Origin of the sequence: Rhodococcus sp. ENV425, assembly GCF_002887785.1 — a bacterium.
In the GTDB taxonomy this organism is placed as follows: Bacteria; Actinomycetota; Actinomycetes; order Mycobacteriales; family Mycobacteriaceae; genus Rhodococcus; species Rhodococcus aetherivorans.
On the sequence record NZ_PCZU01000303.1, the window covers coordinates 1 to 8,241 of the forward strand.

Annotated in this window: 7 protein-coding genes and 5 tRNA genes; 8 read left to right on the top strand and 4 right to left on the bottom strand. The window is 71.0% G+C overall.

All coding sequences use genetic code 11. The features are described 5' to 3' along the window. Positions 1–30: 30 nt before the first annotated feature. From CQZ88_RS28690 to CQZ88_RS28705, 4 genes are all read right to left on the bottom strand, one after another. Positions 31–101: transfer RNA gene (locus tag CQZ88_RS28690), tRNA-Cys, on the bottom strand. Positions 102–126: 25 nt separating this feature from the next. After that, positions 127–199, bottom strand: a tRNA-Gly gene (locus CQZ88_RS28695). Positions 200–260: 61 nt separating this feature from the next. Beyond that, positions 261–335 (bottom strand) — tRNA-Val (locus CQZ88_RS28700). A gap of 6 nt (positions 336–341) precedes the next feature. Continuing rightward, positions 342–417 (bottom strand) — tRNA-Gly (locus CQZ88_RS28705). A 304-nt stretch (positions 418–721) separates the two neighbouring features. On the opposite strand from CQZ88_RS28705, the gene CQZ88_RS28710 reads away from it, so the two are divergent. From CQZ88_RS28710 to CQZ88_RS28745, 8 genes are all read left to right on the top strand, one after another. After that, positions 722–793: transfer RNA gene (locus CQZ88_RS28710), tRNA-Val, on the top strand. A gap of 168 nt (positions 794–961) precedes the next feature. After that, the gene (locus CQZ88_RS28715; RefSeq protein WP_043798251.1) at positions 962–1,528 is read left to right on the top strand and encodes a DUF742 domain-containing protein; all 567 of its coding nucleotides are present in this window, start codon (positions 962–964) and stop codon (positions 1,526–1,528) included. A gap of 181 nt (positions 1,529–1,709) precedes the next feature. After that, complete coding sequence (gene thrS, locus CQZ88_RS28720; RefSeq protein ID WP_102800638.1) at positions 1,710–3,791, top strand: threonine--tRNA ligase; 2,082 nt, start codon at positions 1,710–1,712, stop codon at positions 3,789–3,791. Next, positions 3,788–4,336 carry an HIT domain-containing protein gene (locus CQZ88_RS28725; protein WP_006943832.1) on the top strand — a complete coding sequence of 183 codons (549 nt, stop codon included), beginning with the start codon at positions 3,788–3,790 and terminating at the stop codon, positions 4,334–4,336. Before thrS ends, CQZ88_RS28725 begins: the two co-directional genes overlap by 4 nt. A gap of 124 nt (positions 4,337–4,460) precedes the next feature. Next, positions 4,461–5,114, top strand: a complete 654-nt coding sequence (gene pgsA, locus CQZ88_RS28730; protein ID WP_006943830.1) for a phosphatidylinositol phosphate synthase — start codon at positions 4,461–4,463, stop codon at positions 5,112–5,114. Beyond that, positions 5,111–6,016 carry a phosphatidylinositol mannoside acyltransferase gene (locus tag CQZ88_RS28735; protein WP_006943828.1) on the top strand — a complete coding sequence of 302 codons (906 nt, stop codon included), beginning with the start codon at positions 5,111–5,113 and terminating at the stop codon, positions 6,014–6,016. The genes pgsA and CQZ88_RS28735 overlap by 4 nt, the downstream gene beginning before the upstream one ends. Beyond that, positions 6,013–7,140 carry a glycosyltransferase family 4 protein gene (locus CQZ88_RS28740; RefSeq protein WP_065922611.1) on the top strand — a complete coding sequence of 376 codons (1,128 nt, stop codon included), beginning with the start codon at positions 6,013–6,015 and terminating at the stop codon, positions 7,138–7,140. Before CQZ88_RS28735 ends, CQZ88_RS28740 begins: the two co-directional genes overlap by 4 nt. 40 nt (positions 7,141–7,180) lie before the next feature. Beyond that, on the top strand, positions 7,181–8,200 hold the full coding sequence (locus CQZ88_RS28745) for an NUDIX domain-containing protein (RefSeq protein ID WP_006943826.1): 1,020 nt from the start codon (positions 7,181–7,183) through the stop codon (positions 8,198–8,200). Positions 8,201–8,241 lie beyond the last annotated feature (41 nt).

An 8,241-nucleotide genomic window follows, 5' to 3' on the forward strand; every position in this document is an offset into this window, starting at 1 on the left:
GAAGCGCTCTCCCGCTGAGCTAATCGCGCGAGGTGGAGACGGGAATCGAACCCGTGTGCACGGCTTTGCAGGCCGTTGCCTCACCACTCGGCCACTCCACCGTAAAAGGTCGAGTCCAACCTCTCGAGCGGATGACGGGATTCGAACCCGCGACCCTCACCTTGGCAAGGTGATGCGCTACCAGCTGCGCTACATCCGCATGTGCACCTCTCTTCCCGGTGGCCCGGGTCGAGAAGTGCGGGGTGAAACCTGGTCGATCGTGGTGCGCGATACTGGGATTGAACCAGTGACCTCTTCCGTGTCAGGGAAGCGCTCTCCCGCTGAGCTAATCGCGCGGGTGGTGGAGCGGATGACGGGATTCGAACCCGCGACCCTCACCTTGGCAAGGTGATGCGCTACCAGCTGCGCTACATCCGCATCGCACCGTCCGGCGTCGTGCTCTCCGTGGTGCGGTTGAGAACATTAGCCGACCATCGTCAGAACACACAAATCTGCAGGTGAGGGCGCGGACGAGGCGTCCTCGTGGGTCGTGAGGGCCCTCACCGGCGCCGGCGTGCGGGCTCCGGCGGATCCGCGTGCGCGGCACGGGCTCCCGCGCCGGGGCCGATGGCGGTGCGCCCGGCCTCCGTCGCCACCGAAAACGGGGGGCGACCAGGCGATTCGTGTTCACCCGGTGGGCGTGTTAATGTTCCTTCTCGTTCGAGCCGCTGCGAAGCGGCCCGGTCCCGTGGCTCAGTGGAAGAGCGTCCCGTTCACACCGGGGAGGTCGCTGGTTCGATCCCAGCCGGGACCACAGCACCGACGAAGGGCACCCCCACGGGGGTGCCCTTCGTCGTTTCGGGCGCGGCTCGATGCGCGCCCGGACGGAACAGCCGTCGGCGGAGCGGTCGTGACCTGCGCGTTCATCGGACCGCACTGCGCAGATGGCAGGATTGCGGTCGGTGTGAGGAGGATGCGGCTGATGAGTGTCGCCGACAACAACTGGCCCCTGGTCGGGGCCACAGGAGCACGATTCGGATCTGCCGGCCGACGGCGGAAGGACCGCCCGGCCCCGGCCCCCGGCGCGACCGAGCGGCACGAGGCCGCGCCCGCGGTGGACCCGCCGGCGACGGGTGCCTTCGCGACCGTCGCCGCCCCGGCGTCGACCCCGATGCCCGCCGTCGTGACCGCGGTCCCGAGGGAAGAGGAGCCGAGCGGGGCGCAGCCGTCGTTCGTGCGGCCCTTCGTGCGCAGCCAGGGACGGACCCGCGCCGAGGTGGATCTCCCGCTCGAGGTCCTCGTCTCGGCCGTGCCCGACGCCGTGGGAGCCACGGGCCTCGAAGAACACCGCACCATTCTGGCGCTGTGCGCCGAACCCCGCTCCATCATGGAGATCGCGGCTCTGGCCAAGCTGCCCCTGGGGGTCGCGCGGGTCCTGGTGGGCGACCTCGCCGCCACCGGGGAACTCACCGTCCACCGGACCGTCGACGGGGTCGGCCCCGACGCCCAGCTCCTGTCGCGGGTTCTCGGCGGACTGCGCCGCCTGTAGCCTGCACCGCTCCAGCCTGCACCGCTCCAGCCTGCACCGCTCCGGCCCGCACCGCCCCGGCGGTGCCCGGGTGAACGGGCGACCGGGGTGGTGTCGATAGCATGGTCTGGTTGCCGACGCGTGGCATGCCCCGCGGCGTCGGTGCACCCATCACCGGCACGAGCCCGAGGAGCCCACCACAGTGACGACGCCCGCATCCGTAGACCCAGCCGTGCTCGTCCGGGTGCCCGCGGGGACCACTGCCGGTGCCGCCCTCCGGGAGGCCGGCCTACCCAACAGCGGACCCGACGCGATCGTCGTGGTCCGCGACGGCGAGGGCCGGCTGCGCGACCTGTCGTGGACGCCGGAACAGGACACCGAGATCGAGCCGATCGCCGCCGGTACCGAGGACGGCCGCTCCGTCATCCGGCACTCCGCGGCACACGTCCTCGCCCAGGCCGTGCAGCAGGAGTTCCCGGAGGCCAAACTGGGCATCGGGCCCCCGATCAAGGACGGCTTCTACTACGACTTCCAGGTCGACCGACCCTTCACCCCGGAGGACCTCGCGAAGCTCGAGAAGCGCATGAAGCAGATCGTCAAGGGCGCGCAGCGGTTCTCCCGCCGCGTCGTCGAGAACCTGGACGACGCACGCGAGGAACTGAAGAACGAGCCGTTCAAGCTCGAACTGATCAGTGAGAAGTCGGCCGGCAACAGTTCCCTCGACGAGGACCCCGAGATCATGGAGGTCGGCGGCGCGGAACTGACGATCTACGACAACCTCAACCCTCGGACGGGCGAGAAGATCTGGGGCGACCTGTGCCGCGGCCCGCACATCCCCACCACCAAGTACATCCCGGCGTTCAAGCTCACCCGCAGCTCCGCCGCCTACTGGCGCGGTGACCAGGACAACGCCGGCCTGCAGCGCATCTACGGCACCGCGTGGGAATCCCCGGAGGCACAGGAGCGCTACCTCGAGCTGCTCGCCGAGGCCGAGCGCCGCGACCACCGCAAGCTCGGCAACGAGCTCGACCTGTTCAGCTTCCCCGACGAGCTCGGTTCCGGTCTGCCGGTGTTCCACCCCAAGGGCGGCATCATCCGCCAGGAGATGGAGAACTACTCGCGCCGGCGGCACGTCGAGGCCGGCTACGAGTTCGTGTACTCCCCGCACATCACCAAGGGGCACCTCTACGAGGTGTCCGGTCACCTCGACTGGTACCGCGACGGCATGTTCCCGGCGATGCACATCGACGAGGAACTCAACGAGGACGGCACCGTGCGCAAGCCGGGCCAGGACTACTACCTCAAGCCGATGAACTGCCCGATGCACAACCTCGTCTTCCGTTCCCGCGGCCGCTCCTACCGGGAGCTGCCGCTGCGGCTCTTCGAGTTCGGCTCGGTCTACCGGTACGAGAAGTCCGGCGTCGTCCACGGCCTGACCCGGGTGCGCGGCATGACGCAGGACGACGCGCACATCTACTGCACCCGCGAGCAGATGCGCGACGAGCTGACCACGACGCTGAACTTCGTCCTCGACCTGCTGAGGGACTACGGCCTCGAGGACTACCACCTGGAGCTGTCGACGAAGAACCCCAAGAAGTTCGTCGGCGACGACGTCCTGTGGGAGGAGGCCACCGACACGCTGCGCGAGGTGGCCGAGGGCTCCGGGCTCGATCTCGTGCCGGACCCGGGTGGCGCCGCCTTCTACGGGCCGAAGATCTCCGTCCAGGTGCAGGACGCGCTCGGGCGCAGCTGGCAGATGTCGACGATCCAGCTCGACTTCAACCTGCCCGAGCGGTTCGAGCTCGAATACACCGGTCCCGACGGCAGCAAGCATCGGCCGGTGATGATCCACCGGGCCCTGTTCGGCTCGATCGAGCGCTTCTTCGGCGTGCTCACCGAGCACTACGCCGGCGCCTTCCCGGCGTGGCTCGCCCCCGTGCAGGTCGTCGGGATCCCCGTCGCGGAGGCCTTCGAGGATCACCTGTTCGACGTCACCCGGCAGCTGAAGGCGGCCGGGGTGCGTGCGGAGGTCGACACCAGCGACGACCGGATGCAGAAGAAGATCCGCAACCACACCACGCAGAAGGTGCCGTTCATGCTGCTCGCGGGCGAGCGTGACGTCGAGGCCGGGGCGGTCAGCTTCCGGTTCCGGGACGGCACCCAGGTCAACGGTGTGCCCGTGGCCGACGCGATCCGTCTGGTCACCGAGTGGATCGGACGGCGGGAGAACGCCTCGCCCACCGCGGAGCTCGTCGCTCCCGTCGACCGGGGCGGCGCCGCGTGAGCGGCGACTGCTCCGACGACGCCCTCGTCGATCGCGGTGCCGGAGAACCCGACCACCTGCAGCGGCTGTGGTCCCCGCACCGGATGTCGTACATCGCGGAGGCACCGCGATCCAAGGAGGCGCCGTACGAGCCCTTCACGGACATCCCGAAGATGCGGGACGAGGAGGGTCTCGTCGTCGCGCGCGGCGAGCACGTGTACGCGGTGCTCAACCTGTACCCGTACAACCCCGGTCATCTGATGGTCGTGCCGTACCGCCGGGTCGCCAACCTCGAGGACCTGACCCCCGAGGAGAGCACCGAGTTGATGGCATTCGCGCAGCGGGCGATCCGGGTCATCAAGAGCGTCTCGCGGCCGCACGGCTTCAACGTGGGCCTCAACCTCGGGGCCGCCGCCGGCGGCTCGCTCGCCGAACACCTGCACCTGCACGTGGTGCCGCGGTGGGGCGGCGATGCCAACTTCATCACCGTCCTCGGCGGCGCCAAGGTCATGCCGCAGCTGCTGCGGGACACCCGCGCGTTGCTCGCGGCGGCCTGGAACGAGTGACGCCGCACCGGGCCCCGGCCCCGGTGTCCGTCGCCGCCCCCGCCTGTATGTTTGTCGCCGTTCGCGGGCGTGGCAGGATCGTGTCCCGGACGCAACGGTGTGAACGGAAGACGGGGGTCGGTGGATGCTGAGCTTTTTCGGGCGTGCGTCGGTGTCGAAGGTCACCGCCCCGCTCGGCAGGGCCTTGATCCGCACCGGCCTCACGCCGGACGCGGTGACACTCATCGGCACCGTTGCCACGATCGCCGCCGCCGTGACGCTGTTCCCGATGGGGCAGCTGTTCTGGGGCGCGATCGTGATCTGGCTGTTCGTGATGTTCGACATGCTCGACGGGGCGATGGCCCGCGCCCGCGGCGGCGGCACCCGCTTCGGCGCCGTCCTCGACGCCACCTGTGACCGCCTCGCCGACGGCGCGATCTTCGCCGGGCTGGCCTGGTGGGCCGTCTACGGGGAACAGAGCCGACCGTTGCTGATCGCAACTCTGATCTGCCTGGTCACCTCCCAGGTCATCTCGTACGCCAAGGCCCGCGCCGAAGCGAGTGGCCTGTCCGCCGACGGCGGCCTGATCGAGCGGCCCGACCGGCTCGTCATCGTGCTGGTCGGCGCCGGCGTCACCGGACTCGGCGTGTGGTGGGCGATCCACGCCGCCATGTGGCTGCTCGCCGCCGGCTCGGTGATCACCGTATTCCAGCGGGTGCTCGCCGTGCGCCGCTCCCCGGATGCCCGCGAGCTGCTGCCCCTGCCGTCGTCGACCCCGGCCGACGGAGAAGCCCGATGAGCGCGACCGAACGTGCCTCCGACCTCGGCTACGCCGCCGGGTGGCGGCTCGTGCGGGCGCTGCCCGAGTCCACCGCCTGCCGCCTGTTCGACCTCGGCGCCGACGTCGCCGCCCGGCGCCACGGTGGCCCGCAGCAGTTGCGCCGCAACCTCGCCCGGGTCCTGGGCGTGCCCGCCGCGCAGGTCCCGGACGAGCTGATCCGGCAGTCCGTGCGGTCCTACGCCCGCTACTGGCGGGAAGCGTTCCGGCTGCCCTCGATGGACCTGACCGTGACGGCCGCCGCCCTCGATCACGCCGTCGAGGGCCGCGAGCACATCGAGCAAGCACTGGCGGCCGGGCGCGGTGTGATCCTCGCGCTGCCGCACAGCGGGAACTGGGACATGGCCGGCGTGTGGTGCACGCAGACCTACGGTGGCCTGTCGACGGTGGCCGAACGCCTGCGCCCCGAATCGCTCTACCAGCGGTTCGTCGCGTACCGCGAGAGCCTCGGCTTCGAGATCTTCCCGCTCAGCGGGGGTGAGTCGCCGCCGTTCGACCGGCTCGCGACGCGGCTGCGCGAGAACCGGATCGTCTGCCTGCTCGGCGAGCGCGACCTGGCCCGCAAGGGCGTGCCGGTGACGTTCTTCGGGGAGCCCACCCGCATGCCCGCCGGCCCGGCGAAGCTCGCCGCCGAGACCGGCGCGCCGCTGCTGCCGGTGCACTGCTGGTTCACCGACGGCGGCTGGGGTTTCCGGGTCCACCCCGAACTCGACGTCACCGGCGGGATCGGGCCGGCGACACAGGCTCTCGCCGACTGCTTCGCCGCCGACATCGCCGAACACCCCGCGGACTGGCACATGCTGCAACCGCTCTGGTTCGACGACCTCTCCGAGGCCCGCCTGGCCCGGATGGAGGCGCGGTGAAGATCGGGATGGTGTGCCCGTACTCGTTCGACGTACCGGGCGGGGTGCAGGCGCACGTCGTGGACCTGGCCCACGTGCTCATCGAACGCGGCCACAAGGTCAGCGTCCTCGCCCCGGCCTCCGACCGCACGGAGCTGCCGGACTTCGTCGTCTCCGCCGGGCGCGCCGTCGCCATCCCCTACAACGGGTCCGTGGCGCGCCTGAGCTTCGGCCCCGTCTCCTATGCGCGGGTCCGGCGGTGGATCAACGACAACGACTTCGACGTCCTGCACATCCACGAGCCGAACGCGCCGAGCCTGTCGATGCTCGCGCTGAAGATCGCCGAGGGCCCCATCGTCGCGACGTTCCACACGTCGACGACCAAATCGCTGGTGCTGAGCACCTTCCAGGGTGTGCTGCAGCCGTATCTCGAGAAGATCAGCGGCCGCATCGCCGTGTCCGAACTCGCCCGGCGCTGGCAGGTGACGTCGCTCGGCTCGGACGCCGTGGAGATCCCGAACGGTGTCGACGTGTCCTCGTTCGCTCACGCCCCGACGCTGCCCGGCTATCCCCGCGCCGGCCGCACCGTGCTGTTCCTCGGCCGGTACGACGAGCCGCGCAAGGGCATGGCGGTGCTGCTCGGCGCGTTGCCGCTGCTCGTCGAGCACTACCCGGACCTCGAGATCCTCGTGGTCGGCCGCGGGGACGAGGACCGGTTGCGCAAGGAGGCCGGCCGGTACGCCCGGCACCTGCGGCTGCTCGGCCAGGTGTCCGACGCGGAGAAGGCCTCGGCGATGCGCAGCGCCGACGTGTACTGCGCCCCCAACCTCGGTGGGGAGAGTTTCGGGATCGTGCTGGTGGAGGCGATGGCCGCCGGTACCCCTGTGGTGGCCGGCGAACTCGACGCGTTCCGCCGGGTACTGCGCGACGGGCGCGCCGGTGTGCTCGTCCCGCTGGGCGACTCGGAGGCTCTCGCCGCCGCGATCCGCGGCCTGCTCGACGACGGTGCCCGCCGTCGCGCCCTGGTGGCGGCGGCGAACGAGATCGTCGGCTCCTACGACTGGCCGGTGGTGGCCGAGCAGATCCTGCGCGTGTACGAAACCGTCACCGTCGGAGCCGGGCCGGTTCGGGAGGTCCGGTCGTGAGGTGCGAGCCGGCGACGGCACCGCGTGAGGGGAGTGGGACGTGACGCTGTCCGCGGTCACCGTTCTCGTCCTGGCGCTGATCTCCGCGATCATCGTCGCGCTCGGGTTGTGGGCCTACGGCACGGCCAACCGGCTGGACCGGCTCCACGTGCGTTCGGACCTCTCCTGGCAGGCGCTCGACGCCGCCCTGGCCCGTCGCGCCGTGGTGGCGCGCGGCATCGCGGCCTCCACCCCGGTCGCCGAGGGCCGTCGGCTGGCCGCGCTGGCCGACCGCGCCGAACGGGCAGACCGTGCCGAACGGGAATCGGCGGAGAACGCGCTGTCGGCCGCGTTGGCCGCGGTGGACACCGAGCGGCTGCGCCCGCAGTTGGTGGCCGAACTCGCCGATGCCGAGGCGCGGGTGCTGATCGCACGGCGGTTCCACAACGACGCCGTCCGCGACACGCTGACGCTGCGCAGCCGCCGGCCGGTGCGCTGGCTGCATCTCGGCGGCACGGCGCCGTTGCCGAACTACTTCGAGATCGCCGAGCGCACGAACCCGGCCGCGGCGACGGGCCTGTCGCTCGACGAGACGCGCACCTCGGCGCGGGTGGTGCTGTTCGACCACGAGGGACGGGTGCTGCTACTGCGGGGCCACGACCCGACCACGCCGGACGTGCACTTCTGGTTCACCGTCGGCGGTGCGGTCGAGGTGGGGGAGACGCTGCGCGCGGCCGCCGTCCGCGAGGTGGGGGAGGAGACCGGGTTGCCGGTCGCGCCCGAGCAGCTGTGCGGGCCCATGTGGCGGCGGGTGGCGGTGTTCCCCTTCAACGGCGAGCTCATCCGCTCGGAGGAACTGTTCTTCGCGCTGCAGACGCCCGCCTTCGAGCCGGGCGACGGCGGATTCACCGACCTCGAGCGCCGCATGAGCCTCGAGCACCGCTGGTTCGCCGAGGGCGAGATCCGGGACCTGCAGCGCCACGGCGAGGCCGTGTATCCGCAGGATCTCGCAGACCTGCTGGGGGAGGCGCGCGACGTCGCCGTGCGTCGTGTGGAGCCGGAGGTCCGCGCCATCCGGTGAGCGCCGGCACTCGAGGCAGGCGGAGTCGATTGCCGGCGAGG